At 58.9% G+C, this 25,386-nt stretch carries 20 protein-coding genes; 8 read left to right on the top strand and 12 right to left on the bottom strand.

From position 1 onward, the window contains the following. Positions 1–48 precede the first annotated feature (48 nt). Complete coding sequence (locus O9Z63_RS13150; protein WP_270125707.1) at positions 49–1,008, bottom strand: hypothetical protein; 960 nt, start codon at positions 1,006–1,008, stop codon at positions 49–51. A gap of 124 nt (positions 1,009–1,132) precedes the next feature. On the opposite strand from O9Z63_RS13150, the gene O9Z63_RS13145 reads away from it, so the two are divergent. Beyond that, on the top strand, positions 1,133–1,714 hold the full coding sequence (locus O9Z63_RS13145) for a DinB family protein (RefSeq protein ID WP_270125705.1): 582 nt from the start codon (positions 1,133–1,135) through the stop codon (positions 1,712–1,714). Positions 1,715–1,804: 90 nt separating this feature from the next. Here the strand turns inward: O9Z63_RS13145 and O9Z63_RS13140 are convergent, their stop codons facing one another. Continuing rightward, positions 1,805–2,512 carry a porin family protein gene (locus O9Z63_RS13140; RefSeq protein ID WP_270125704.1) on the bottom strand — a complete coding sequence of 236 codons (708 nt, stop codon included), beginning with the start codon at positions 2,510–2,512 and terminating at the stop codon, positions 1,805–1,807. 189 nt (positions 2,513–2,701) lie between these two features. Here O9Z63_RS13140 and O9Z63_RS13135 point away from each other — a divergent pair, with 189 nt between their 5' ends. Both O9Z63_RS13135 and O9Z63_RS13130 read left to right on the top strand, forming a co-directional pair. Beyond that, on the top strand, positions 2,702–8,977 hold the full coding sequence (locus O9Z63_RS13135) for an alpha-2-macroglobulin family protein (protein ID WP_270125702.1): 6,276 nt from the start codon (positions 2,702–2,704) through the stop codon (positions 8,975–8,977). A 170-nt stretch (positions 8,978–9,147) separates the two neighbouring features. Beyond that, positions 9,148–9,582 (top strand): hypothetical protein, encoded by a 435-nt coding sequence (locus tag O9Z63_RS13130; protein WP_270125701.1) that lies wholly within the window; start codon positions 9,148–9,150, stop codon positions 9,580–9,582. A 106-nt stretch (positions 9,583–9,688) separates the two neighbouring features. Here the strand turns inward: O9Z63_RS13130 and O9Z63_RS13125 are convergent, their stop codons facing one another. From O9Z63_RS13125 to O9Z63_RS13105, 5 genes are all read right to left on the bottom strand, one after another. Next, positions 9,689–10,060 (bottom strand): DoxX family protein, encoded by a 372-nt coding sequence (locus tag O9Z63_RS13125; RefSeq protein ID WP_270125700.1) that lies wholly within the window; start codon positions 10,058–10,060, stop codon positions 9,689–9,691. Positions 10,061–10,214: 154 nt separating this feature from the next. Then, complete coding sequence (locus tag O9Z63_RS13120; RefSeq protein WP_270125699.1) at positions 10,215–11,081, bottom strand: hypothetical protein; 867 nt, start codon at positions 11,079–11,081, stop codon at positions 10,215–10,217. 45 nt (positions 11,082–11,126) lie between these two features. Then, a complete protein-coding gene (locus tag O9Z63_RS13115) occupies positions 11,127–11,453 on the bottom strand; it encodes a 2Fe-2S iron-sulfur cluster-binding protein (protein WP_044016326.1) in 327 nt (108 codons plus the stop codon). A gap of 194 nt (positions 11,454–11,647) precedes the next feature. Then, positions 11,648–12,661 carry an NAD(P)/FAD-dependent oxidoreductase gene (locus O9Z63_RS13110; protein ID WP_044016328.1) on the bottom strand — a complete coding sequence of 338 codons (1,014 nt, stop codon included), beginning with the start codon at positions 12,659–12,661 and terminating at the stop codon, positions 11,648–11,650. A 156-nt stretch (positions 12,662–12,817) separates the two neighbouring features. Then, positions 12,818–13,228 carry a hypothetical protein gene (locus O9Z63_RS13105; protein WP_270125697.1) on the bottom strand — a complete coding sequence of 137 codons (411 nt, stop codon included), beginning with the start codon at positions 13,226–13,228 and terminating at the stop codon, positions 12,818–12,820. 314 nt (positions 13,229–13,542) lie between these two features. On the opposite strand from O9Z63_RS13105, the gene O9Z63_RS13100 reads away from it, so the two are divergent. Next, the gene (locus tag O9Z63_RS13100) at positions 13,543–13,905 is read left to right on the top strand and encodes a hypothetical protein (RefSeq protein WP_270125696.1); all 363 of its coding nucleotides are present in this window, start codon (positions 13,543–13,545) and stop codon (positions 13,903–13,905) included. A gap of 11 nt (positions 13,906–13,916) precedes the next feature. Here O9Z63_RS13100 and O9Z63_RS13095 read toward each other — a convergent pair whose 3' ends face one another. Next, complete coding sequence (locus O9Z63_RS13095; protein ID WP_270125695.1) at positions 13,917–14,315, bottom strand: hypothetical protein; 399 nt, start codon at positions 14,313–14,315, stop codon at positions 13,917–13,919. A 508-nt stretch (positions 14,316–14,823) separates the two neighbouring features. Between O9Z63_RS13095 and O9Z63_RS13090 the strand changes: the two genes are divergently transcribed. The 3 genes from O9Z63_RS13090 (at position 14,824) to O9Z63_RS13080 (ending at position 17,425) form a co-directional block, all read left to right on the top strand. Beyond that, positions 14,824–16,005 carry a site-specific integrase gene (locus O9Z63_RS13090; protein WP_270125694.1) on the top strand — a complete coding sequence of 394 codons (1,182 nt, stop codon included), beginning with the start codon at positions 14,824–14,826 and terminating at the stop codon, positions 16,003–16,005. 6 nt (positions 16,006–16,011) lie between these two features. Continuing rightward, positions 16,012–16,905, top strand: coding sequence for a hypothetical protein (locus O9Z63_RS13085; protein ID WP_270125693.1), 894 nt, complete (start codon positions 16,012–16,014; stop codon positions 16,903–16,905). A 232-nt stretch (positions 16,906–17,137) separates the two neighbouring features. Further along, positions 17,138–17,425: a helix-turn-helix domain-containing protein gene (locus O9Z63_RS13080; RefSeq protein WP_270125692.1), complete on the top strand. Its 288-nt coding sequence runs from the start codon at positions 17,138–17,140 to the stop codon at positions 17,423–17,425. A 1,951-nt stretch (positions 17,426–19,376) separates the two neighbouring features. On the opposite strand, the gene O9Z63_RS13075 is transcribed toward O9Z63_RS13080, so the two are convergent. Then, the gene (locus O9Z63_RS13075) at positions 19,377–19,874 is read right to left on the bottom strand and encodes an SH3 domain-containing protein (RefSeq protein WP_270125691.1); all 498 of its coding nucleotides are present in this window, start codon (positions 19,872–19,874) and stop codon (positions 19,377–19,379) included. Positions 19,875–20,094: 220 nt separating this feature from the next. Between O9Z63_RS13075 and O9Z63_RS13070 the strand changes: the two genes are divergently transcribed. Further along, positions 20,095–20,331, top strand: coding sequence for a helix-turn-helix domain-containing protein (locus tag O9Z63_RS13070; protein WP_270125690.1), 237 nt, complete (start codon positions 20,095–20,097; stop codon positions 20,329–20,331). A 1,285-nt stretch (positions 20,332–21,616) separates the two neighbouring features. Here O9Z63_RS13070 and O9Z63_RS13065 read toward each other — a convergent pair. From O9Z63_RS13065 to O9Z63_RS13055, 3 genes are all read right to left on the bottom strand, one after another. Beyond that, positions 21,617–23,704: a heavy metal translocating P-type ATPase gene (locus tag O9Z63_RS13065; protein WP_270125689.1), complete on the bottom strand. Its 2,088-nt coding sequence runs from the start codon at positions 23,702–23,704 to the stop codon at positions 21,617–21,619. Between the two features lie 75 nt (positions 23,705–23,779). After that, a complete protein-coding gene (locus O9Z63_RS13060; protein WP_270125688.1) occupies positions 23,780–24,202 on the bottom strand; it encodes a Fur family transcriptional regulator in 423 nt (140 codons plus the stop codon). Positions 24,203–24,205: 3 nt separating this feature from the next. Beyond that, positions 24,206–25,378: an efflux RND transporter periplasmic adaptor subunit gene (locus tag O9Z63_RS13055; protein ID WP_270125687.1), complete on the bottom strand. Its 1,173-nt coding sequence runs from the start codon at positions 25,376–25,378 to the stop codon at positions 24,206–24,208. Positions 25,379–25,386: the final 8 nt, after the last annotated feature.

Raw genomic sequence — 25,386 nt, 5'->3', positions numbered from 1 at the left:
GCAATCAATATAGCAAGCCGCCTATTCATCCCCAAGCCCGGCCGGCAGCTACTTCCGGATTTTCACGTCCACGTCGTAGCGGTAGCGCGGCGGCCCGCCCAGCGGAATAGCAAAAAACGGCAGCGCCACGTCGTACTGGTCCGTGACGTAGAACACCAGGTCGTTGCCTTCCTTGGTGAGCGAGGTCAGGCGCATGTCCAGCGAGAGGCCGTGCTCTTTGCTGCTGATGGGGTGCTGGCTGCGGGCCCACACGTTGTCCTGGCTCACGCTGGCCGGGTGGCCGTTTTTAGCCACGCTGAAGATCTTGATGGTCACGTCGCCGTCGAGGTCGAAGTTGCTTTGCGTGATGCTCACCACCCGGTCGTTGACGTAGGGGTAGAGGTGCGTAATGGCGCGCCGGGTGGGCACCAGCCGGAAGGCATACTCGTAGGTGAAGGCGTTGCCGCCCTCCACGGCCACGTTCTGGGTGGGGCTGGTGCTGAAAAAGTAGCGGTACAGGTTGCCGTCGTCGCCGGCTTTGCCCTGCACAATCAGCTTGAACACGTAGCCATCAAACTCCGGCACGTACTCGCCCTCCAGCGGGTTGAGCGGCCCGAACGTGTACCACTTGCCATCGTATTTCGCGTCGGCCCCAAACTTCACCTGTTTGAGCAAGGTGCCGGAGCGAAAGTTGCCGCCCGGTTTGGGCTTGCGGGCGTCGGGGGCGGAGTGGGTGCCGGGGCCGCCGTAGAGGCTGAACTCAGTGGTGGTGTTCCAGTTGAAGCGCTTCTCGTCGAGCTGGCCGCCGCAGTCGGGGTCGAAGACCCGGATGTACACCGGCTGGCGGTTTTGCTTGGGCACCAGAAAGAAAAAGGTCTGGGTGAAGTCGTCGTCGCCCCAGCTAGGGTCGGCCTGGGCCCCGAACGTGACGAGGGAAGCAATATTTTCGCCGGGGCTGGGCACTGCCTGGGCCCAGGCCGAAAAGGCGGAGATAGTCAGGAAAAAGACGCTAAATAGAAACCGATACATATAGACAAGGTATCAGAAAATGGTGTGAATCTTCTATAATGCAGGCTGCGTAATTGCCGATGCCACCCCTGGCCCGTATCATTACGCGCCGTTCTGCCGCTCTCTATCCTGTTTGCACCCCGTCATGAGTCAGCCCACCACCCGCACCTCCGAATTCTTCGATGGCCTGACTGCCGAGCTGACCGCCTTGCGTGAAGTGACGCAGCACCGCTTCCGGCCCCTGACCGACGACCAGCTGAACCGTCGACCCTCGCCCGACACCTGGAGCGTGGGCCAGTGCCTGGAACACCTCAACATCATCGGTGGCTTCTACCTGCCTACCATCACGCGCAAGCTCAAGCGGGCCCAGGAGCGCGGCAGCACCCCCGCCGAAACCGTGAAACACGGCTACATCGGCCAGAAAATGACGGCCGCCCTGAAGGTGCCGCCCACGGACAAACCTCTGAAAACGCCCCAGCAGTATGCCCCCAGCGGCTCGCGGCTGCCGCGCACCGTGGTGGAGGTGTTCGGCCGCCAGCTCGATGAGCTGCTGAGCTTGCTGGAGCAGGCCCGCCGCGTCAACGCCAACGCCGTGCGCATCCCCAACCCCATCATTCCGCTGCTCTGGCCCCGCCTCACCGACGTGCTAGAAATGCTGGTGGTGCACATCCGCCGCCACGTAACGCAGGCCGAGCGGGTGCTGCAGGGTCACGGCGTGGCGGCCTGAGCGGCGCACAACTAAAGCGGAAAAGTATAGCATAAAAGAAGAGCTGCTGGTCCACCCGGCAGCTCTTCTTTTATATCTAGGCAGCACCAATTACTTCGCCCCAAAAAAATAGGTCAAACCAAGTTGGAGGTTGCGGTTGCGGATTTTGTTTTTGGGCTCGTCGTTATTTCGGTCGTTGGGGGCAATGTTACTGATACCCATGGCGTAGCCGAGCTGTGCCTGCATTGGGCCAACCTTGTAGCCCACGCCAAATGTGGCGCCCAGGTCGAGGCGGCGGTAATAAGCTTTTGAATTGTCGGTACCGGCCTGGTCGGCGAATTCTACGTCGTATTTCCCTTCAAGAATATCGTTGAGGCTGCCAGTAGTATACTTCAGCTCCTCTTTGCCCTTGCCACTCAGTGCCAGCCCGAAGTATGGACCAGCAAATACTTGCAAGCCTGTGGCGCCGTTAGCGGTATACACCACATTCAGGGGTACTTCCAGATAGTTGAGGCGTAGTTCTTCCTGGTGAGTCGAGACCCTGTTAGGGCTGGAATCTTCCAAATCAACCCGGTAGCCCTTTTGGCTGTAGAGCAACGCCGGCTGAAAGGCAACATTGCCGAAGCCAATGTTGGCCGCTACGCCAGCCTGCGCACCAAAGCGCATTTGCGAGTTTAGAACATACGACGCCTGAGTGTGGTAGCTGAAATCGGCGAAATTAGCCCCGATGCGGGGGCCAAAACTGATTTGTGCCTCAGCGGCAGGAGCAGCCAGGGTTACAGTTGCCATACCCAGCAGGGCGGTAAATAGGGACTTCATAAAAAAGAGGAAAATAGGGGGTAAGTGAACCTGTTTGGTTGTATTCGGCGCGAATATAGACTGCTTCGCTACGGGCTTTCCTTCCGACGCAGGAGCTAGCCGCCAACTTTCTGCCAGAGTGAATATGGAATTGCGCAGGAACAGGCATCTGGATTTTACCAACTTGCCGTTTCCCGTCGTTTCAAGCCTATGCGTTCCTTCCTCTTTAGTTTGCTGGCCCTGCTGATGTTGCTCCCTGGCTCCTCCCAAAACCCGCCGACGGGTGCCGGCCCCGGTACCCCCGCCGCCTGGAAGAAAATCGACCAGCTGCTGGCCAAAGACCAGACGGCCTCGGCCGATAAGCTGGTAGAGGCCATTTACCAGCAGGCCCGCCAGCGCCAGGACACGCCCGAGTACCTGCGCGCTCTTCTCTACAAGCTGCGCCTGCTGGATGAGCGCGAAGAAGAGTCTGACGAAAAAGGCATTGCCCTGGTTGAGGCCGACCTGAAAACGGCGCAGTTTCCGGCCCGGCCCATCCTGCACAGCCTGCTGGCCCAGCTCTACGCCAACTACTACCAGCAGCACCGCTACCAGCTCTACGACCGGACCCGTGCCGCCGCACTCGACCCCGCCGATGCCAGCCAAGCTGATATCCGCACCTGGGATGCCGCCCGCCTGGGCAGCGCTGTGCTGCAGCACTACCGCGCCTCTTTGCTCGATGAGCCCCAACGCCAGCAGCAGCTGAAACTGGCCGCCCTGGGCTATGCCGTAACCGGCGGCGACGCCGAAAGCAGCGCCCTCACGCCCACGCTTTACGACCTGCTGGCCCGCCGCGCCATCGAGGGCCTCGGCAACGACGAGTTCTACGTCACGAAGCCTGCCGAGCAGTTCGAGCTGACCAATCCGGCCCTGTTCGGCCCCGCCGCTGAGTTTGTGCAGCTAAAGCTGACCGCGCCACCGGCCGACTCGCTGAACGGGCAGCTGCAGGTGCTGCGGGTGTTGCAGCAGCTCACCGCCTTCCGCCTCCGCGAGGCCGCTGCCAACCCCGCCGCCCTGGCCGACGTGGACCTGGCCCGCCTGCGCTTCGTGCGCGAGCACGCCACTCTGCCCGACGAAGACGCGCTGTACCGCGCCGCCCTGCTGCGCGCCATCGACACCTACAAAGCCTTGCCGATTGCCAGCCGGTTTATGTTTGAGCAAGCCAACAGCCTGCGCGAAACCGACCCCGCCCAGGCGCGCACGCTGGCCCTGGCCGCCGAAAAAGCCTGGCCGAAGACCCAGGGCGCTCAGCAGGCCCGCAACCTGCGCCTGGAAATCGAGGCCGTGGAGCTGCACTTCACTACCGAAGAAGTGGTGTTGCCCGGCCAGCCCTGGCTGCTGAAGCTGAACGTGCGCAACGTGCCTAAGCTGTACGCCAAGGCCTACCGCATCAGCACAGTCCGGCAGCTGCGGCAGCTGGAAAAGCCGGAGTCCTACGACGAAGACCGTTTTCAGAAGCTCTACGCCCGCGTGCTGGCCGGCAAGCCCGCCGCCGCCTGGCCCCTGGAGCTGCCCGGCCCCGCCGACTACCGCGCCCACACCGTGCAGCACGCCGGCCCGGCGCTGCCGGTGGGCCACTACCTCATCGTGCTGAGCACCGCTGAGGAAGCGGCTACCAAAGAAAAGCCCGGCGTGGCTACCACCTACGCTGAGCTGAGCGTGAGCGAGCTGAGCGAATTGCGCCGCAATGCCGCCGCCCAGGAAGGCCCCGAGGTGCTCGTGCTGCACCGCCAGACCGGCTCTCCCCAGGCCGGCGTGCAGGTGCTGCCCTTCTTTCAGTATTACGACCAGAAGGCGGGCCAATACAAGCAGCGGCGCGGCACCGCGCAAACCACCACCGCCGAGGGCCTGACCCAGATTGCGCTGGGCACCGCCACCGGCCAGAACACCCAGCTCCGCGCGCTGCTGCTCACCCAGGGCCGCGACTCGCTGCTGACCACGCAAAACGGCTACTATGGTCCGCGCCGGGGCCTGCGGGAGCTGGAGCAGCCCCAGCGCCGCACCTTCCTCTACACCGACCGCGCCATCTACCGGCCCGGTCAGACGCTGTACTTCAAAGGCATCTTCACCGAAACCCGCGCCGGCAAGTCGCAGCTGCTCACCAGGCAGGCTGTGTCGGTGCGGCTCGTGGACGTGAACGGCCAGACCGTACAGACGCTGCCCTTCACCACATCCGACTTTGGCTCGTTCCACGGCTCCGTGGTGCTGCCTACCGGGTTGCTCAACGGCGAAATGAGCTTGCAGACCGACGCTGGCAGCGTCAGCTTTGCCGTCGAGGACTACAAGCGGCCCACGTTCCAGGTGACGTTTGAGCCGGTGACGGGCACGCCCGTGCTGGGCCAATCCGTGACGGTGCGGGGCAAGGCTACCGCCTACGCCGGCCAGCCCATTGATGGTGCCACGGTGCAGTACCGGGTGGTGCGGCGCACGTTCTGGCCTTTGTTCGGAATGAGCTTCCGCAGCCTGTATGGGATGCAGGGGCCGCCCGAGCTGGAAATCCTCAGCGGCAAAGCGCAGACGGACTCGGCCGGGGGCTTCACCGTCACGTTCGTGGCCAAGGGCGACGCCACGGCCGGCCCCGGCAAGCGCGGCTGGGGCCCCGGCTACGCGTTTGAGGTGACGGCCGACGTGACCGACGCGGCCGGCGAAACCCGCACCGGCCAGCAGCGCGTGAGCCTCGGCACCAGCGCTCTTTCCCTGCGCCTCGACGTGCCCGAGCAGCTCAACCGCGAGCAGCTGCCACCGTTGCAGCTCCTGAGCACCAACGCGGCCGGCGAGCCGCGCCCGGCCCGGGGCACGCTGCGCCTGTTCCGCCTCACGCCGCCCACCCGTGCCCTGCGCCCCCGCGCCTGGGACCGGCCCGAGCGCGAAGCCCTGAGCCGCGAAGAGTTCCAGCGCCGCTTCCCGCTGGACGCCTACGCCCGCGAAGACAACGACAGCACCTGGGCCCGTACCCTCGTGCTGACCCAGGAGTTCGATACAGATAAAACGCCCCTGCTGCCCAACCTGCGCGCCTCGCTGTCCACTCAGGAGCCCGGCCGCTACCTGCTGGAAGCCACCGCGCCGGCCGCCACCGCCGACGCGCCGGAGGCCAAAGCCGAGCAGCGCTTCACGCTCTTTTCAGCCACCGCCGCCACGCTGCCCGTGCCCACCTTCGACTGGTTTGTGGCCCTGCAGGATAGCGTGCTGCCCGGCCAGCCGGCCCGCTTCCTGGTAGGCAGCGCCGCCGGGGCGCGGGTGCTGCTGGAAGTGGAAGCCAAGGGCGAAACCCTGCGCCACGAGTGGCTCACGCTGACCGCCAACGAGCAGCGCGTGGTGGAAATTCCGACCACCGCCGCCCTCGACGGCGCGGAGCTGCATCTGCACCTCACGCAAATCCGCGACAACCGCCTCTACCGCCACGAAGCCACCGTGCAGGTCGCCACGCCGCCCGCGCCACTAACCCTCAGCATCGCCACCTTCCGCGACAAGCTGCAGCCCGGCCAACAGGAAACCTGGCGCGTCACCATCCGCCAGGCCAACGGCCAGCCCGCCGCGGCCGAGCTGCTGGCCTCGCTCTACGATAAGTCGCTGGACGTTTTCCGGCCGCACTCCTTCGCGGAGCCGGAGTTTGCCCAGCCATACTACCCCGCCGTGCTGGCCTGGAACGGCCGGTTTGGCGTGGAGGAATCCACGGAGCTGTTTGACGGCAACCCCGTGGCCGGTCCGGTCTGGAGCCTCGTCTACCCGCACCTCAATATGTGGGGCTTTATGGGCGAGGATGCAATTCCGGATCAGACGGAGCTTGCTGATAAAGCAGTACTAACTCGTACAGCAATGGGTAATGCGCGTATGGAAGACCGGATTGAAGCTGCTGCAATGGCAGCCGCTCCAAGCAGTGATGGTAAAGTCAGGATGCGCGGAGTGGCACATTCGCCTAAGTTTAAAGACGCGGCGCCAACTGTATCAGAACCCGCTGCCCAACCCGACCTCAGCAACGTGCAGGCCCGCACCGACTTCCGCGAAACGGCTTTGTGGGCGCCCGCCGTGCGCACCAACGCCCAAGGCGAAATCGTGCTGGAGTTCCAGATGCCCGAGGCCGTAACCCGCTGGCAACTGCTCACCCTGGCCCACGACCAGCAGCTGCACTCCGGCATGCTGCAGCGCGAGCTGGTGACCCAGAAAAGCCTGCAGGTGACGCCCAACGCCCCACGCTTCTTCCGCGAAGGCGACCAGCTCACCTTCTCGGCCAAGCTCAGCAACCTCACCGATGCGCCCATCAGCGGCCGCACCCAGTTGCTGCTGCTCGATGCCCGTACTCAGCAGCCCATCGAGGCGAAAGTGCTGCAAAGTCCCGCCCAGCTGGCGTTCAATCTGCCCGCCCGCCAGAGCCAAGCTGTGAGCTGGAGCCTCATCCTCCCCGAAACCGCCGAAGGCCAGCTACCCATCGAAGCCATAACATACAAGGTGGTGGCGTCGGGAGAGTTGTCAGCTGCCGGTACGCAGTTGTCAGGCAAGGATAAGAAGGAGCAGAAAAAGGCCCGCCGCCAGAACAAACAAACAACCGACAACCAACAACTAACAACCATCGAAGACGGCGAGCAGAACACGCTGCCGGTGCTGCCCAACCGTCTGCTGGTCACCGAAAGCCTGCCGCTGCCCATCGTGGGGCCGGCCACCCGGGAGTTTGAGCTGCAGAAGCTGACCAGCACCACCTCGGCCACCCGGCGCAACTACTCGCTCACGCTGGAAATGACCGAAAACCCGGCTTGGTACGCCGTGCAGGCGCTGCCTTACCTGATGGAGTACCCCTACGAGTGCTCCGAGCAGGTGTTCAGCCGCCTCTACGCCAACCTGCTGGCGGCCAAAATCCTGCAATGCAATCCGCGCTTCAAGACTATGCTGGCCGAGTGGCAGCGCGCCGCCCAAAGTGGGGATAAAGCCGCCCTCACCAGCAAGCTCGACCAGAACCCTGAGTTGAAGGCCCTGCTGCTCCAGGAAACGCCCTGGGTGCGCGACGCCCAGAGCGAAACCGAGCGGATGCGCCGCCTTACCGAGCTGTTCGATGAGCCCCGCCTGAAGGCCGAAACCGCCCGCGCCCTCACCAAGCTGGCCGCCATGCAGCAGCCCAACGGGGCGTTTCCGTGGTTTGAGAAGATGCCCGCTGACCGCTACATCACCCAGCTCATCGTGGCCGGCTTCGGCAAGCTGCGCAAGCTCGGTGCCTTCGATGCCAGCCAGGACGAGCGCGCCGCCCCCGTCTTGCGCCAGGCCCTGGCTTACCTCGATGGCGAGCTGCAGCGCGACTACACCGACCTGCGCCAGCAAAAGGGCGTAAATCTGAAGCAGGACCACCTTTCCGATCTGCAGGTTCAGGCGCTGTATGCCCGTAGCTTCTGGGCCGCGCCGGCCGTAGCCAAGGCCGCGCAGCCGGCGCTGGCCTACTACCAGCAGCAGGCCGCCACCTTCTGGCCCGCCCGCACCCGCTACCTGCAGGCCCAGATTGCCCTGGCCCTGCACCGCCAGCAGCAGCCCGCCGCTCCCCGCGCCATCCTCACGGCCCTCACCGAAAACGCCCTGCACTCGCCCGAGCTGGGCATGTACTGGAAGGAAGTGCGCGGCGGCTACTACTGGCGCGAAGCTCCCACCGAAACTCAGGCCACCCTCATCGAGGCTTTCGACGAGGTGCAGAACGACCAGAAATCCGTGGATGAAATGAAGCTCTGGCTGCTCAAGCAGAAGCAGACCCAGAGCTGGCCCAGCACCCGCGCCACCGCCGATGCCTGCTACGCCCTGCTGCTACGCGGCTCCGACTGGCTGCAGCCCACCCAACCCCTGCGCGTGACGGTGGGAGGGAAGCCCGTGACGCCTACCGCCCAGCAGGCCGGCACCGGCTATTACAAAGTCAGCTGGCCCGCCGCCGAAGTGCAGCCCGCGCAGGGCCGCGTATCGGTGCAGAAAACCGATGCCGGCGTGGCCTGGGGCGCGCTCTACTGGCAGTATTTCGAGCAGCTGGATAAGATAACGCCCGCCGCCACAGGCCTGCAGCTGGAGCGCCAGCTCTACCGCGAGCAACGCACCGCCGGCGGCCCGGTGCTGGAACGCCTCACCGCTGCCAGCCCCCTGCGCGTCGGCGACGTGCTGGTGGTGCGCCTGGTGCTGCGCGCCGACCGCGACCTGGAATACGTGCACCTCAAAGACCAGCGCGCTGCCGGCCTGGAGCTCATCGGCCAGACCTCTGGCTACCGCTACCAGGGCGGCCTGGGCTACTACGAGAGCCCCCGCGACGCGGCCACCAACTTCTTCATCGGCTTCTTCCCCAAAGGCACCCACACCTTCGAATACCGGCTGCGGGCGGCGCAGGCCGGCAACTTCTCGGGTGGCCTGAGCCAGCTGCAGTGCCTCTACGCGCCGGAATTCACCACCCACTCGGCCGGCACGCGCGTGCAGATTGCGGGGCAGCCGTAGCGGCCATAGCTGCCGGCCGCTATATAGTGGCGGCCGGTAGCTTTTTTGCCGGTGAAAGTGCACTCCAATCCGGCCAAAAGGGCTTTCTGCCAGCTCAGTACGTGGCCGGTTTTGGATTTTGTAGCCGGGGGGTGGTAATTTTGAAGTTCCGTTTAGCCCCTGTTGGAACAATGAAGAGACTGATTGTGATGATAACCGGCCTGCTGCTGAGCAGCACGGCCCTGATGGCCCAAAGCGAAAAGAAGACCACCTCCGTAACCCCCACCGCGCTGCCCGGCGAAGAGAAATTGACTCCCCGCGAGCGAGCCGAGCGCGACTTTCTGATGCCCGCCCGCCGCAAGCAGGATGCCGTGCTGAAGGCCGCCGCCCGTGAAGAAGCCGCCGCCCAGGCCGATACCGAAGCATCGGCCTACCATGCCGAAGCCGCCCCGGAGCCGAAAGCTCCGGAAGTTGCCCCCAAGGCCAGCGCTCCGGCTGCCGCCCCCCGGCATGTAGCTTCACGCAGCCGCCACCGCTCTACCAGCAGCAAAAAGAAAGTGGTGCATAAGTCGTCGGCTGGCAAGCGCAAGACGGCCACCAAAAGCAGCCACTCGCGTCGGCGCTAGCCACAATCCTTGACCTTACCCAAAAAAGAAGCGGCAGCCAGAACGGTTGCCGCTTCTTTTTTGGGTGAAACCCGGTGGTAAGTCTTTGGGCTGAATCACTGGGCTGCTACATGGTGGAGGAGGTGGCGGGGCGGCGCAGCCAGAACACTACCAGCAGCAGCACCAGTAGCACGATGGCCGGTACGCCCTTGGCCAACCCGCCCGGAATTTTGGTGGCGTGCATCACCACCGCGCCCAGCATGATGATAATCAGCCCCAGCGCGGCCGGCCGCACAAAGCGCGGTATCAGCAGCCCGATGCCGCCCAGCAGCTCGCCGCCGGCTACCAGATACGCCACCACGGCGGGCATGCCCATACTGCCGAACATGGCCACCGTGCCCGGCAGATCCATGAGTTTTCGGCCACCGGATGCAATAAAGGCCAAGCCCAGCAGGACTTGCAGAATCCAGGCAATGATGTTGCGGGTAGAAGCTGTCATACGAAAAGTGGGTTGGTGGAAGTGAGAGAAACTCGGAGCCCGTTTTGAACTGAGCTGCTGCACAATATGGCGGATTCAGGCAATAATTCATACCACCGCTCTCTTTGCTCCAATCAATCTAACGGGCCGCCGTTCTGTTAGCGCCACTGGCTTGCTACTCGGTTTCCGGTGTCGTGTCCGGGTCGGTATCGTCGGGGTCGAGGCTGTAGCGGGGGGTGGGGTTGCGGCGGGTAGCACCGGCCAGCTGGCCCAGGCGCAGGCCGTAGCCCAGCTGCACTGTGGCGTAAGAGCCCCGGCTGACGACCGTCAGGCTGCCCTGCTGCACGGCGCCGTTGTCATCAATGTATTCCAGCCGGGTGGAAGTGATTTCCGTGATTGGGCGCAGGCCGCGCTGGTAAGTGGCCGTAAGCAGCAACATGTGGCGCAACCCCAGTTCGTAATGTAGTAGTGCCTCCACACCGGCCATGGCGGTGCCCCGCCGTTCGGTTTCACGTACCAGCACCAGTGGGATGCCGGGCCGGGGTAGTTGGGCTGCAGAACCAAACCAAAGCGGACCTTCATAAGACCCATTGTGCCAATAGTAGGGCCAGGCATAAGAGCCTGTTATGGCCACATCCAAGCCCCAGCGCGGCCCCGGCCGCCATAGGTCGTAGAGGCGCACACTCAGCCCCGACTGATGCACCGTGTTATCCCCGATGCCCGTGCTCAATCCGTTGTCGCGAGTGCCGTAGCGCACACTCTGATTCAGACCTGTGACCCGCTGCTCGAAGCCCACCCCCAGCCGGGAACTCAGCGGCACTACCAGGCGCAGCGCGGCCCCGGTATTGAAGCCTGCCACCGCCCGAAACTGTCGAGTCAGGTCTTGTTTCTTGGTAGCCAGTTGGGCCAGCGTCGTGCCGGTGCTGATGTTCAGCTCTGTTTCGCGCTGCGCCAGGGCATGGCCGCTGGAACCAAGCAATAAAAAACCGCAGCCCATCAGGCCGCGGTACAGGATATCATGAGTAAAAGTAGTTGTAGCCATCGGCAGCCTAACGCCGCCGGCGGGCCGCAAATTGCGGCTGGCAGCCTACGTATTTTGCGGCATCAGGCGCAGCACCAGGCCGTCGAGGCGCTCGGTGAGGCGGATCTGGCAGGAGAGGCGGCTGCCCTGGCTCATCACCGGCAGGCTTTCCAGCATGGCCAGCTCGTCGTCGGAGGGCTCGTCGAGGGCGGGGCCGGCCAGCACCTCAATGTGGCAGGTGCCGCACAGCGCCATGCCGCCGCAGGTGGCCTGAATGTCGTAGCCGCTGGCCTTGAGCAGCTCCATGAGACTGAGGCCCATGTCGGTGGGGCCGCTTACTTCGGTGCGCTGGCCGGGCGCTTCCTCCACGTATACGCGTACGTCTTCGGTCATTGAGTGCGTGATGAAGTGATGGGGGGTAATAGCGTGATGAAGTGATGAGGGGATGGAGTGATGAGGGAAGAACGTCATTCCGAGCGCAGCGAGGAATCTCGCTAATGTGGTAGGTCATACTACTCCACCATCAGCACGCGAGATTCCTCGCGCTGCTCGGAATGACGTTCTTCCCTCATCACTTCATCACCAAATTACAGCGTCGGAACGCCGTTTACGGTGGTGTACTTGAGGGTGTATTTCTTCTCGGGGAAGATGTGCTTGAAGGCGCCCTGGCACATGAGGGCCGCCTCGTGGAAGCCGCACAGAATCAGCTTCAGCTTGCCCGGATACGTGTTGATGTCGCCGATGGCGAAGATGCCGGGCTCCGAGGTGGAGTAGTCCAGCGTGTTCACCTTCACGGCGTTGTCTTCCAGCTCCAGGCCCCAGTCCTCAATCGGGCCGAGCTTGGGCGTGAGGCCGAACAGCGGAATGAACGAATCCACGGGCAGCTCGGTGGCGGTGCCGTCGTTGGCCGTGATGGTCACGGCGTGCAGCTGGCCGTTGCCATGCACGTGCGTCACGTTGCTGCTCAGCACCAGGTTCACCTTGCCGGCCTCGTGCAGGTGTTTCACTTTCTCGGCCGAGTCGGCGGCGCCGCGGAAGGTGGTGCCGCGGTGCACGAGCGTCACTTCCTTGGCTACGTTGGCCAGGAAAATAGTCCAGTCGAGGGCTGAGTCGCCGCCGCCAGCAATGACGAGGCGCTGGTCGCGGAAGGTTTCGGGGTCGCGCACCATGTAGTACACGCCCTTGCCCTGCTCGAAGCTTTCGAGCTGCTCGATGGCAGGCTTGCGGGGTTCAAACGAGCCCAGGCCGCCGGCAATGGCAATGGCTTTGCAGTTGATTTCGGTGCCGTCGATGGTGGTCACCACAAACGAGCCGTCGTCGAGCTTGCGGTAGCCTTCCACCCGCTCGCCCAGCGTGAAGGTGGGGTGGAAGGGCTCGATCTGGCGCATCAGGTTGTTGACCAGGTCGCCGGCCAGAATATCCGGGAAGCCCGGAATGTCGTAGATGGGCTTCTTCGGATAAATTTCAGACAGCTGCCCGCCTACCTGGGGCAGGGCGTCTACTACATGGCAGCGCAGCTTCAGCAGCCCGGCCTCAAATACAGCAAACAGCCCCACCGGGCCGGCCCCGATGATGCAGATATCGGTGGAAATAGAATTCATCAGTGAAGGGTGAGTTCAAACAAATGGCCAACAGGGCCCTGGGCACAACAGCCAAACAGGCCAAAACGTTGGCGAGGCCTGACAATGCCGCCGCAAAGATAGGCACCCGGCTCCAACCCGCGCTTTCGTGGCGGTACTTTCGCCCCAAGCCAGGTATCAGGAAGCCTGCTGCGCCCAGAACCGCTGCAGGAAGGCGTTAGCTTCGGCTATATCGGTGAACAGGTGGGTTGGAATTTCCTCCGACTGGGCCCGCACCTGCTGCATAAACTTGGGCACGCTGAGCGAAGGAGGGTGTACTTCCACCATCAGCCCCACCCCGTAGGCCAGCAGCATCTGGCGTACCTGCCGGAACACGGGCAGCATCTGGGGGTTGGGCCCCAAGGTGCGCCGCAGATCCGACAGCACCGTGAAACCGGGCTTCACCAGCTTCAGGGCCCGTTCGATATCGGCCACATAATGCGGCAGCTCCGTAGCCAGCGTCATTTCTTCTAGGCGCTCATAGACGATATGGTTGCCGGCCACGTGCAGGTAAATCCGGTACTGTGGGCGGTAGGCAATAAGGTCCATAAACGGCGTGTGAATAACGGAATATCGATAAGTGGCGGAGAGGATAGTGGCCGGCTAACGCCGTAAATATCGGTGCTATTCCGGGCCCACAACATTAGTGCCCTTTCCGCCAGTTGCTGTAGCTGGGCTACAAACTACACATGCTCCGCAAACATTGTTCGCGGAGCATGCAGCAGAAGCAATAATGTTGGGCAGGCCCTATCTTGGGGCACCTGTTATTGGCAATCAGGCCCCGTATGCACTCAAAAGAAGCCCAACATTCTCAGCAGGCCGCCGCCGCTGACCCAGACAGCAAAAGAAGCGTTGCCTCGGCCATGTTGCGCCGGCGTCGGCAGCGGCTGGAAGGCACTGTGGTATCCACGGCCACTCAGCTGCTGCCCCTGCTGAAGCTGCTCGATGCCATCAAGCCCCACGCGGCCAACGAGTCGGTTTTCCGGACGCGGCGCAAAAAAATTAATGCGCAGCTGGCCCTGGCCTACGCCCAGCTGAAGCAGGAGCGTCCGAAGCGCGAAACGCTGGTGCTGGCCTTCCAAACGATAGGGGAGCTGGTACGCGAAGAGGCGCACGACATCAGCAAGGATGAGTTGAAGGAGGCCGCCCGGGAGTTTGTGCTGGCTACGCTCAAAAATGCGCCGGCCATCATTAATGCGGCCCACCAGGCCAAGCTGCTCTCGTAGCGGCAGCGGGGCTAGGCCTGCCGGTCGCTGTATTCGCTGAGCTGGCTGAATTGCGCAAAGTTGGCGTCGTCCTGCCAGTAGGCACGGCATTCGGCGCGCAGGTTTTTCAGGAAATCTTCCTGCCGGCGCAGGTCGCGCCATTCGCCCAGGCCCAGTTGCTCGCAGAGCTTGTAGAAGGTGTCGCCCTGGCCTTTGTGGCCCGCCACGGTCACCAGGCAGCTCAGGATGGGCCGCCCGGCCGCATACTCCGCTTCCGAAATTTCGGCCAGCACTTCTTTCAGGCGTTTTTTCTCGTGGGTGTTGTCGAGGTTGAAACCCAGATCGGCTTCCTGTACAAGATTCAGGTAGCTGGTGGTGCCTACCTGCTGTCGGGCGAAGAGGATGAGGTGTTTTCTAATTCGATCCAGCATGTTGGTTGTTAGGGGTTGGGACGAAACGGTGAAATGGAACAATGCTGCTCTTGCGGGCAGTGAGTGCCGAAATCCCAAAACCTTGCCAATCTGGGTTTGTAAAATTTTAACTTCTGACCGTGAACTATTTAGCGGGTTTCAAATCTGGAAAATATGGCTTTTTAAGTTGCTGATAAAGCACTGCCTCAGGGCCGCTTGCTGCTGGTCTTAGAAACCGGATTGCGCGTGGCACCCGAAAGAAAACCGCATAAAAAAACCCCTCAGCAGGCTGCTGAGGGGTTTTTTCGTGGTCGTGTAAGGACTCCGATATTGTACTTGTGTTGCTTCTCTTTGCGTCGTATTTCCACTCTAGGCCGGATATAACGAGTGTATGGGTTGTAGACAGGTGTAGATTTTGGTGTTGTTTTGAGGTGGATGTTTTACCTGTTGTTTTACCTGGTGTGCTCCGTGTGTACCTTTGCTAGGCAACCAAGATCCCAACCACATGGCAAGTGTTAAGGTACTCCTGATGCAGGAGAAGATAAACAAGGCTGGTGAGGCACCCGTCTACCTGCGTATAATTAAGGACAGGAAACCAAAATACATCTCCATCAGCCTGCGGGTGAAGCCACAGGATTGGAACAGTGACCTGAGTAAGGTTAAGAAGTCGCACCCGAACATGGGACGCGTAAATGCGTTCATTGCCACAAAGGTCGCCGAGGCCGAGGGAGTGGCTCTTGATCTACAGCGGGAGTCTAAGTTCGTCTCCCCTGTGCAAATTAAGAATACCATCATGGGGCAGTCGTCAGAGAGCTTCCTCAAGTACTTCGATAGACACCTGCACACCCTGGAGAAAACCGGAAAAATCAGTACACTGGCCAAGGCAACTTCTGTTTACACCAAGCTTAAGGAGTTTTTAGGGACGAGTGACCTGCTCTTTGATGAGGTCACGGTGAGTTTTTTGAAGCAGTACGAGGTGCATCTGCGTGATGAGTTGGGTAACGCGGTCAACACCATACATGCCAACCTCAAGATCTTTCGTAAACTCATCAACGACGCCATCCGGGAGGATTTGTTCCCTATTGCCCGTGACCCGTTTCGAAAGTTCAAGCTCAAACTGGAGAAAACGACTAAGACTTACCTCTCAGAAGACGAACTAGAAGCATTGTGGATCCTGCCGCTCAAAGAGGGGACCAAACTGTGGCACCATAGAAACGTATTCGTCTTTGCTTCCTATGTGGGCGGCCTGCGTATCTCTGACCTGCTCCAACTTAAATGGGGAAACTTTTCCGGTACACACATCCGTACCACAATGCAAAAGACGAGTGATGTCGTGGCGGTTAAGGTGCCGAGCAGAGGGTTGGAAATACTACACCTCTACCAGCAGGATAGTAATGGGCCATCCGACTACATCTTTCCGTTTCTTAGAGCGGATGTTGACTACACTGATCCAAAAGCCTTGCACAGAGTCATCTCTTCAGCAACCGCCTACGCCAACAAGAACGTGAAGATCATCGTCAAGCGCGCAGGAATCGAGAAACATGTCAGCTTTCACAGTTCGCGGCACACGTTTGCTACCAGAGCACTCACGAAAGGGGTAGGAATTGAGGCAGTTTCCAAACTGATGGGACACCGCTCCATCAACACAACACAGATTTACGCGAAGATCGTCAACGCAAAACTCGACGAGGCGATGGACGCATTCAACTGACCACACATGAAGAAGCGTAAGTCCGCTTTGAAGTACTTCATCCGCTTAATCAAGCTGGGCGAACTAGTGAGAAGGCGTGAGGGATTTCATAAAGAATACGCCGGCAAAGCCAGCGTTAATAGTGATGTCAAGTACTACGAAGACACGGAAACTGTTGAGTACGAGTACATGAATCACGACTTCCAATTCATCCAAGTGGTGGAGAACTTCGGACAGATCATATATTCGGAGGTAGCACAGAAGCTCAAGAAGTGTCAGGTTGTTATCTACGATGGGTTGACTTCGGATTCACTGGTTGAGCGACAAGCGTTTGCTCGGCAAGTAACGAAAGACGTTGACAGCCTGATTGGAATCGTCGCCGGACAGCATATATACACCAAGTATCCATGTGTTTCCACCGCTCTGGCCGAGATTAAAAAGTTTGTCACAGCACACAGTCCGCTGCAGCCTAATGATTTGGTGGATGTACCAGACTTGGTGGATTCAACGATTGTCAGTTGCCACTACAAGTATGTTGGAGTAGGAACTAACAAGGAGGACAAAGCTCTGACACGGCATTACTTGACTGAGTTGTTCCACAAATTGCGGGACGAACTCAGGTTAATTGCTCTCGACACTTCAGTTGAGGACTTCAGGGAGATTTTCTCGGGGAAGGCTGTTTTGAAGCCCGTCACATGGATTGGTACAAACAAACAACTCCGACACGTCTTTATGTCGATTGAGCCCAAGTTGATGCCACTTGCTAATGATAGGGTCGGGAAATGGGAAACCGTGGCAGCGTGCTTTGTCCACCGTAATGGGGACAGTTTTACTGCCAAGCAACTTCAGAGTACGGGACTTACAAGGAAGAATGCGGCCAAAATGAGCGAGAATGAGGACCTCGGTAGTGTGCTACGATAGTCATTTTGTAGAGTCAACATGTAGACCTCGTTACAGGTCCGCAGAAGTTTGTTGACTATTTCGGGACTAGATGCGGATTCGTAAAAAGGCTACACAATACCATGTGTGGCCTTTTTCGTGCAGTACTGCTACAGGTCAATTACAGGTGCGTTACATGTAACGGTGGTGGGTATTTTGTAGAGCTGCTCTACACTATTATTTCGCAGCATCAAACCACAACCACCTACACCACATGAACCTTGTAGTACTACAGAGTGAAGCATATGACCAGCTTCAGCAGAACACATTCGCCTACATGAGAAAACTCATGGAGCAGGAGCGTAAGAAAGCCACTATTGACTGGTTAGATAACGCCGAAGCTGCGGCCTTGCTGAAAATCAGTAAGCGAACGTTGCAGTCTTGGCGCGACGAGGGGCTGATCGGATTCAGCCAGATTGGTGGGAAGATTTACTACAATCGTGAGGAAATTGACCGAATGCTCTTGAAGCACCACCATAAGCCCTTCCGAGCAACTGCGTAGAGGGCGTGTACGACAATCTGCACCTACATTTTCGTCTTCCCGAGCCGGCACATGAGTTTGAAGTGGCGCTGGCTAACTCACCTGCCTTTGCCAGTAGCGCCGGGCAACCTGACGATAAGGGCCGTCTTCGGGTTCAATATCGTGGAATGCGCATAGACTACATGCCAGGCGAGTTTTGGGGCAATGTGCGAGGCTCTCTACACACATTCGCACAGGGCTCTAACGTCGGCATGTTTGATATCGCGGAGGTATTCGAAGCCACTGCATCCCTTGCGTCTTGCTTAGGACTACCTGCTGAGGTATTTGTAACGCGTAAGCTGGAAGCTGGTGTGAACATCGTCGTGCCTTCATCACCGCGCCCATTCTTGGAAACACTGAGTCACCACAAGAAGAGTCCCTTCTATGCAGTACCTCCTCCAACAGGATATACTCGTCCGTTGGAGTACGTGGCAACTCATGCTAATTACAGGCTTAAGTACTACGACAAGGGGACTTATGCTACGCGTCAGGGTACCTCACTACCAATGGGTTGTCGCCACTTATTGAGATTCGAGGTAGTCTTCACTCGCGTCCGCAACTTGAACAAGCTCACAGGCCGCACAAATCTTACTTTAGTCGACTTGGCGGCACCTGACGTGCTTAGAACGGTTGCTACATATGTGCATGAGCAATGGAAGAGAACAGTTCGCCGGCTTGCTCCCGATTACTCAAACCTTTCCATGGCTCACGCTGCCCTGTTGTACTCAGGCACTAATTTGGAATGGTGGGAGGGTGTCCGTCCTCATACTCCCAAATCTACCTTCAAGCGTAATCAGGCGTTGTACCGTCAGCTTCAAAAGCAGATGAGGCAGCAAGAAGGACCTCACCCCTATGACTTGCTTCTGGCTGATCACATGCGAGAGCTTTGTCCAAACGAGTTTCAGTTGGTGGAAGTAAGTCCCAAAAGTGGTACCATTCTCCACACATGTAATCATGTGGAATTTGGTAGTAGGAGGGATGAGGTGCTGTCTAGCTGGAACGACGACAGCATTAACCTTTTGGCGGCTTGATGAGTTGCTAAGGAGGAATACTGTGGAGTGCAAATCTTCTGATGCAGTAAAGCACACTCACATAATGACGTCGACAAAAGGGTGTGTATTCATCTCTGCTAACTGGGAACTTCCGACCTCAGACATCGCCTGACTCAGACACTAGGTAGTAGTTCTGCCTCTACACGAGTCAGCTTAGCACCCACAACGAAAAGTCCAGCGCATTCACCCAGTGGGAGGTGATGTCGCTGGACTCTTTGGTTTCCAAGAACAGGTTGTTTACTGCTCTGTCTACTCAACCTGCTTCTGACAAGCGTGATAGACACGCTCGGCGACGCTGTTACCAACTGATAGGCGGCTGAACAACGCTCTCATAACACTGATGGACTCTGGCTGTGAGAGTTCGGGATCCGCAGTGAGTAGTTCCTTTGCATCCTGAGAATAAGACACCAGATTGCGGGCGAGATAGTACGCTTCCGGCCCGTAAAGGGGCACATCTTGGTTAGAATCTCGGTGTAGGTTAACCCAGTTGGCGAAGCCTACAAGTGTGTCATTCTCTAGTGTAACTGCTCCTGATTCCGCTTCTACATGAAGTTGAGGTGCGTAAGTAGCAAACATGTTAGCCCACTGATCGTCAACGAAGCTAGGAAGTTGGGGTTGCAGTGATTGCCGGGCGTGAATGAGCGCCTGTTCCTGTTGAGCAGGAGTAGCTGAACCGTAGGGTAGGGCGTTTGCAGAGGTGTGGTTCTGTGATGAAAGCATGGGAACTACTATATAGAGGACAGAATCTTGAACGTTCGGTCAGTTCGTGCTGAGGGAGCAGCTATGATGTAGGGCGGCTTGACAGACCAGTGAATGTTGACTCCTTGCACCAACCAAATGCTGCTTCAACGAACTTGTGTAATGGGGTAGAGACACGACTCTCAGAGTCGCGGCTTTAAAAACTTGGGGTGCACGTAACCTGCTGCCTCCGTACCGGGAACATGTATCAACCACCAACCACCGTTGAGAAAGCCCCCTCCCTCAACAACCTTAACAACAGTGCCCTTAGGAAGCTGTCGCATTATCGGGTATTCTGTTCCCCCATCCGTTCTCATGTTGACGACCTGAGTCGTGTAGTAAGTAGGTAGGAGCCGATAGGCATCCTCACGCCGTTTCTCCTCCGCTTCTTTCTCAATGGTTTCGAAAGTACGACGGTACTCTATGTCCCTAGCTCTCTGCTCATCTTCCATTTTCCGAATGACCTTCCTTTCAAACGCACTTGTACCGGTGCTAGAGGGCGCGACTGGGACATACACTGGGTCTGATACAACAACAGTGCTGTTGATGATTACCCCATTGTTGGTGTTGCGGGTGGTCTGGCTGAAACCCACGGTACACAGCAGTGAAAACGCTGTAAGAAGAGAGAGTCGGTGAATCATTGAAGAGCGTTAATCAGGGTAAACAGCGTCTTAGTTGACGAGAGCTTCAGACCCTCAAGGGTCGTCGGTCAAGTGCCTGCTCGTTGTTTACAGACATTCTAACGAGGATACCAGAAAGCGGGGGTGAGGGGCGATGCGCTCTGCAAAAGTAGGACGTTTGCCCACACGATCTACATATATGTAGACAATATTGCTGTAGTACTGTGGGAGCTTGCCAACCGTGAAAAATCCGGCTGGTGTTAAAGCATTCGGTGCTCGTCTTCGGCACTTGCGTGAACAGCGCGGAATGAGTCAGCAGGAGCTGGCCGACTATGCGGATGTGTCCAAGATGACAGTACACCGCATTGAAACTGCGCAATTCTCCGCCACAATCGACGTGCTGCTCTCTCTCACGAAAGCACTGGGTATGCCGCTTCATGAACTAGTGAAGTGTCCTGGTATGGAAGAAGCTGATTGAGAAGTCTCTTGTTTTTGATGTAGATACGCTCAAGCTCTCGGACGTCGGGCGACCTGTGACAACTCCTTTCAGTAGTCTACCTCAAGTTAGCAATGGAGCAGCGTCAGTCTGTCACCACCACTATGGCTTACTTGGACTCACAAATGTGGTAAGCATTACCGGAGACTAACTAGGTGTAGTAAACTTGTAACTCTGTGACATTTAAACGTGAACCGTTTAACTCACTAAGTGCTGAACGGAGGTGTTTAGGGGGGGTAGGCTGGTTAAGCCTAAGCACCGGGGGGTGTTTCCTAGGGTACCCAGTGCTCTCGCATTCACGACACTCTAGATTTTTTTCATTTTTTTCTTGGACGGCCGTTTCTCATCCTCTCATTATGTCATCTTCACTGTCCCCATGGGCGTAATCAGTAACGTGAACTCGAGTCGTAGTACACCGAGTTAGCTATCTAGTGTACTACTGAGCCGCATCATCTGGGTCGAGAGAGAACTAATTGAATACACGGCAATATCACTCTCTCCTCACACATGCACGCTCACTCCATCCTGTTTTTGCCACTGTACTGCGGGACTTAGCTCATCATGTCAACGCAGGGCGCAACAGTTACCTATGTAACTTTTTCCGACGTCAACCGCCTACAGCTTGCACGACGACGAATTATTTAGTAGATTATAGAGTGCTCCACTGCAGCAAGAAGTCATGCGAGTCCAGTTCGGACATAGAACTCTTCTCACAAGTCGTCTGCAGTACCTTATAGCTAACTCGGTTTTTTTGCGTGGTTTTGTACCGGACAACAACCTAACTACTACCACTAGGTAGTAGCACGAGCCGCTGCCTGAACCGCTTCTGCAACGACCCACTTCCGTTTCTTCGGAGTGGCGGGCTACTCATCCTCTATGCCGGAGGATTGAGGAGAGCAACGTTTTTCGACGACTTGTAACGACTCTTACCTGCGAACAGCAACCTTCTGGTTGTAGTCCACGGGAGCAGCAATCAGAAGTCATCTTCCTGGAGGGGGCAGGGGGGTGACTTGTTTAAGCAGCAAACGCAGATTGCTTCCATTGGTGTGTCTTCGATGAGGGCAGCGACACGCTCACAGACTCAGCTTACATGTTGTCATGACATGTGAGTGTATACATGTATAAGTACACAACTCCCTAGTCGAGAATGATGTGACGTCATTACTTCGACTAGGGAGTCGTGTACTCAGACGATAGTTCATGCTGACGTAGCAACTCTATTAACCACTCGTCGACAAGGGAGCGGCAACTACATCAGTACAGGAGTTCAAAACTTCATCCGTTGAATGCGCCAAGCGTTTAGAATCGCGAGTAGAGCCACTCCGACGTCGGCAAACACGGCTTCCCACATCGTGGCCACGCCACCCGCCCCGAGGGCCAGGACGATGGCTTTCACCCCGAACGCGAGCCAGATGTTCTGCCACACTACTGAGTGCGTGGCGCGAGCAATCCGGCGAGCCGTGGCAATCTTGCTAGGGTGGTCCGTCTGAATGACTACATCGGCTGTTTCAATCGTCGCGTCCGACCCCAGACCACCCATGGCAATGCCTACGTCGGCCAAGGCGACGACCGGCGCATCGTTCACCCCATCACCCACAAACGCCAACTTGCAGCCTTCCGTGAGATATTGCTGTACATAACGGGCTTTGTCTTCCGGTAACAGCCCACCGTGGGCTTCGTCAATACCGAGCTCCTTGGCTACCCGCTGAGTAATGCTGTCTTTGTCACCCGAGAGCATGACGATCTTCGTGATGCCATCGGCCCGCAGCTCCCGCACGGTTTGCTTTGCGTCAGCCTTAGGTGCGTCGGCCACAGTCAGGTAGCCGGCGTACTGACCATTTACAGCCGCAACCACAATACTATCTACTACCTGATCTACTTCGGGGGGGTAGGAAACCTGAAACTTGGTCAACAGCTTGGTGTTGCCGGCCAGGACGTCCTTGCTATCGATCCGGCCACGCAACCCGTGGCCGGCTATTTCCTCGACGTTCTCTACCATGACGCCTGCCACTGCGTTACCGACATGCTGTACTACGGCTTTGGCAATGGGGTGAGTCGATTTCGTTTCCAGGGTTCCGACCAGGCGCAACAGTTGCTCAGCGTCAAACCCAGCGGCGGGCTGCACCTGCTGCACGGCAAACACGCCTTGGGTCAGCGTACCGGTCTTGTCCATCACCACGGTGTCGATTTCACGCAGCACGTCCAGGAAGTTGGAGCCCTTAAGCAGGATGCCGGCCCGGGAGGCCGCGCCGATGCCACCAAAGTAGCCCAATGGAATGCTCACGACTAGGGCGCAGGGGCAAGAGATGACCAGAAAGACGAGGGCCCGGTAGAGCCAGTCTCGAAACACATAGTCGTCCACCAGAAAATAGGGCACGACAATAAGCAGCGCGGCCAGTAGCACGACGATGGGTGTGTAGATCTTCGCAAAGCGGGTGATGAACAGCTGGGTTTTCGCCTTACGCCCGACCGCATCCTGCACCATCGACAGGATTTTGGCCAGCTTCGTGTCCTGGTACGTCGCAGTTACCTGCACCTGCGCCAGTGACTCTTGGTTGATCATGCCGGCCAGTACCATGTCCCCAGTTTGCTTGGTTTGAGGAGCTGACTCGCCGGTAAGAGCGGCCGTGTTGAAGCTGGCGGGTCCAACTAGCAGGGTCCCGTCGAGGGCTACTTTCTCCCCGGGCTTCACCTCAATGATATCGCCCAGCTGTACCTGCTTAGGATCCAGCACCAGACTACGGCCTCCGCGCAACACTGTGACTTCCGTGGCTTGGATCTCTAGAAGGGCTCGAATGCTACGCTTGGCCCGGTTAACGGCCGCGTCCTGGAACAGTTCGCCCACGGTATAGAACAGCATCACGGCGACTCCTTCCGGGTACTCGCCGATGGCAAACGCCCCGAGCGTGGCCAAGCTCATGAGTAGAAACTCGTTGAACACGTTCCCGGATGGAATACTTAGCACCGCCGCCTTGATGACTTTCCAGCCGACCAGCAAAAAGGCCACCCCGTACCACAGCAGGCGTACGGTGCCGCTAAAGAAGGAAACGTCGAAGTAGTCCAGCGCGATACCGGCCAGCAGCAGCGCCAGACTCACGCCCGGCCACAGGTAAGGGCTGGCTCCCGCATTTTCATGGTCATGGTCGTCACCTTCTTCATGGGTGTGGCCGGCCTGGGCATCGGGTGTGGTATCCGCCGCTGGCGCGTGGTCATGGCCGGGTACGTCGTGGCCCTGTGGCTCTGTCGCGGCGTCGGGGGAGAGTTGGTCGCGGGTCAGCGCGCCTACATTTTCGAGCTGCACCTGCTTGGCGGTGTTCAGCTCCTCGTTGGTTTTATCTAGAGAAGGGTCAGGCATGAGCTAAGGAATGAGGTAGATCAACTAGAAGAGGCAAACCTCGGGGGCTGGACGATGCAATGCTATTGCATTGTTTCAGCCGGCGCTGGCGCAGTTCTCGCACAGCCCCTTCATCACCAGACTGGTTTCCTGTACCTGGTACGCTCCCGGCAAGGCAATGACGGGTACCGCCACCGTGGACAAGCAGGAGGTTTCCCGGCAGCGGGTACAGAAGAAGTGCACATGGAAGTCCTGGTGGTGCTCCGGGGTGCAGCCCGGCTCGCACAGGGCAAACTTGACGGCTCCGCTGCCGTCCTCGATGCGGTGCACGAGTCCCTTCTCGGTAAAGATTTTCAGCGTTCGGTGCACGGTAATACGGTCCGCGTACCCGAGCAGGAGTTCCACATCCGCCAGGCTGAGCGCGGCCGGGTGGTGCTGCAGCACATCCAGTACGAGCAGGCGCACGGGCGTCGGCGTAATCTGCCGGGCGATGAGGGTGTCTTCTTGGGGGTGAGCCATAGTTTATTCCTCCTCTTCGGCGTTTTTCATCTTGGCCAGCAACGAGTAGGCTCCCGTCGTCACGAACGTCGTCGTGGCCGGCACGGCTTCAGGCAAGGTGACTTCCGTGAAGTTGTCCTCGCTACGACCTAGCGTAACGGGTACCATCCGGTAGCGGCCCGGCGCTTCCACCGCGTAGGCGTAATTCTTGCCCTCAAAGCGCACCAGAGCCGCATCGGGGAGCACCGGCGCGTCGCTGCGGCCGGTTTCAATCATAGCGCGCACGTAGAGGCCTGGCAGCAACGCTGGGTCGTTTTCCTGGTCGAGGTGGCCGTGCACCCGCACGGTCCGGTCCTCGCCAATAGCTTTGCCGACCAGGTACACGTGAGCCGTACGCTCCCGGTGGGAGCCGGTAGAGTCGCTGGCCAGGGTAAAGCGGATCAGCTGCCCCTTTTGTACCCGGGCCACATCCCGCTCGAAGACCGTGAGTTCGACGTGCAGGTGTTCTGGGTCCACGATTTCAAATAAGGCATCGGTGGCCGTCACTGCCTGGCCGACCGTCACGTTCACGGCGCGCACAAAGCCCGCCCGGGGAGCCCGTAAGCTGGCCGTGGTGACAATCTTGCCGCCCACGGGGAGGCCCGCCAGCCGCAATCGGGCAGCCTGGGCGTTGGTTTGCACTTGCAGGGCATTGTAGTCAGCCTGGGCGCGCTGGTAGTTTTTTTGCGGGGCGACCTCCTGCTCGTAGAGCTCTTTCTGGCGGGCAAGCTCCGTACGGGCGTATGCCAGCCGAGCGCGGGTTTCCAGGTAGTCCTGCTGCAGGGTCACAAACTCCGGGTTGCGAATGGTGGCTAGCACCTCTCCTTTGCGCACACGGGCCCCCTGCAGCAGCTCCGTGCGCTCTACGAAGCCTCCCAATGGGGCGGTAATGGATACGGCACTCTCCGGGGGCACGTCCAGCGTACCCGTTACCGCCAACCCGGCTCCCATCGGGCGGCTCTGGATGCGTCCGGTCTGGATACCTGCCGCTTGCTGCTCGGCGGGCGAAAGGGAAACCAGGTCCGAGGCTTCCTCTGCTTCCTCTTCTTCTGCCGACGCGGGTGTCTCCGTAGTTTCGGCCGTTTCTTTCTCGTTCTTGTTGGTGCAGCTGGCTACGGTCAGGCTCAGCAGCAGCACCAGGGTTGCAATCTTATGCATGGGTTGGG

Source organism: Hymenobacter yonginensis (genome assembly GCF_027625995.1).
Classification (GTDB): Bacteria; Bacteroidota; Bacteroidia; order Cytophagales; family Hymenobacteraceae; genus Hymenobacter; species Hymenobacter yonginensis.
Note: the sequence above shows the minus strand (reverse complement) of the source record. Positions and strands in the feature narration are given on the sequence as shown.

Coding starts and splice junctions, on each gene's coding strand:
- O9Z63_RS13120 (WP_270125699.1), bottom strand. CDS start 11,081: ATGGCTACAACTACTTTTACTCATGATATCCTGTACCGCGGCCTGATG.
- O9Z63_RS13065 (WP_270125689.1), bottom strand. CDS start 23,704: ATGCCTGACCCTTCTCTAGATAAAACCAACGAGGAGCTGAACACCGCC.
- O9Z63_RS13105 (WP_270125697.1), bottom strand. CDS start 13,228: ATGGACCTTATTGCCTACCGCCCACAGTACCGGATTTACCTGCACGTG.
- O9Z63_RS13095 (WP_270125695.1), bottom strand. CDS start 14,315: ATGCTGGATCGAATTAGAAAACACCTCATCCTCTTCGCCCGACAGCAG.
- O9Z63_RS13135 (WP_270125702.1), top strand. CDS start 2,702: ATGCGTTCCTTCCTCTTTAGTTTGCTGGCCCTGCTGATGTTGCTCCCT.
- O9Z63_RS13100 (WP_270125696.1), top strand. CDS start 13,543: ATGTTGCGCCGGCGTCGGCAGCGGCTGGAAGGCACTGTGGTATCCACG.
- O9Z63_RS13130 (WP_270125701.1), top strand. CDS start 9,148: ATGAAGAGACTGATTGTGATGATAACCGGCCTGCTGCTGAGCAGCACG.
- O9Z63_RS13055 (WP_270125687.1), bottom strand. CDS start 25,378: ATGCATAAGATTGCAACCCTGGTGCTGCTGCTGAGCCTGACCGTAGCC.
- O9Z63_RS13150 (WP_270125707.1), bottom strand. CDS start 1,008: ATGTATCGGTTTCTATTTAGCGTCTTTTTCCTGACTATCTCCGCCTTT.
- O9Z63_RS13145 (WP_270125705.1), top strand. CDS start 1,133: ATGAGTCAGCCCACCACCCGCACCTCCGAATTCTTCGATGGCCTGACT.
- O9Z63_RS13060 (WP_270125688.1), bottom strand. CDS start 24,202: ATGGCTCACCCCCAAGAAGACACCCTCATCGCCCGGCAGATTACGCCG.
- O9Z63_RS13085 (WP_270125693.1), top strand. CDS start 16,012: ATGAAGAAGCGTAAGTCCGCTTTGAAGTACTTCATCCGCTTAATCAAG.
- O9Z63_RS13125 (WP_270125700.1), bottom strand. CDS start 10,060: ATGACAGCTTCTACCCGCAACATCATTGCCTGGATTCTGCAAGTCCTG.
- O9Z63_RS13115 (WP_044016326.1), bottom strand. CDS start 11,453: ATGACCGAAGACGTACGCGTATACGTGGAGGAAGCGCCCGGCCAGCGC.
- O9Z63_RS13140 (WP_270125704.1), bottom strand. CDS start 2,512: ATGAAGTCCCTATTTACCGCCCTGCTGGGTATGGCAACTGTAACCCTG.
- O9Z63_RS13080 (WP_270125692.1), top strand. CDS start 17,138: ATGAACCTTGTAGTACTACAGAGTGAAGCATATGACCAGCTTCAGCAG.
- O9Z63_RS13090 (WP_270125694.1), top strand. CDS start 14,824: ATGCAGGAGAAGATAAACAAGGCTGGTGAGGCACCCGTCTACCTGCGT.
- O9Z63_RS13110 (WP_044016328.1), bottom strand. CDS start 12,661: ATGAATTCTATTTCCACCGATATCTGCATCATCGGGGCCGGCCCGGTG.
- O9Z63_RS13075 (WP_270125691.1), bottom strand. CDS start 19,874: ATGATTCACCGACTCTCTCTTCTTACAGCGTTTTCACTGCTGTGTACC.